The organism is Myxococcus llanfairpwllgwyngyllgogerychwyrndrobwllllantysiliogogogochensis (genome assembly GCF_006636215.1).
Classification (GTDB): Bacteria; Myxococcota; Myxococcia; order Myxococcales; family Myxococcaceae; genus Myxococcus; species Myxococcus llanfairpwllgwyngyllgogerychwyrndrobwllllantysiliogogogochensis.
This window is the reverse complement of sequence record NZ_VIFM01000939.1, coordinates 1-400: the sequence shown is the minus strand read 5'-3', so window position 1 is coordinate 400 and position 400 is coordinate 1. Positions and strand designations below refer to the sequence as shown.

At 51.5% G+C, this 400-nt stretch carries 1 pseudogene; it reads right to left on the bottom strand.

Features of this window, described 5'->3' with window-relative positions:
- Window positions 1-377, bottom strand: a pseudogene (gene ompK36, locus FJV41_RS56380) (porin OmpK36); the annotation flags it as partial.
- Window positions 378-400: the final 23 nt, after the last annotated feature.

The window sequence follows — 400 nt, the reverse complement described above, 5'->3', positions numbered from 1 at the left end:
GTCCAGGACGTTACGTCGTATACTACGCCGTAGTTACGACCGTAGTCGAAAGAGCCCGCGTCGCCAAATTTCAGGCCTGCGAATGCCAGACGAGTCCATGCCTGATCGCTGGAGCTTTCAGTGTTGTTCGCCTGAACGTTGTATTCCCACTGGCCGTAACCGGTCAGCTGGTCGTTGATCTGGGTTTCGCCTTTCACGCCTACACGCATGTAGGTCTGGTCGCCGTCGACGCTCTTGTCGTCAGAGAAGTAGTGCAGACCGTCAATTTTACCGTACAGGTCTAATTTGTTGCCGTCTTTGTTATAAATTTCAGCCGCATTTGCTGCGCCTGCTACCAGCAGAGCCGGTACCAGGAGGGACAGTACTTTAACTTTCATGTTATTAACCCTCTGTTTGTTAT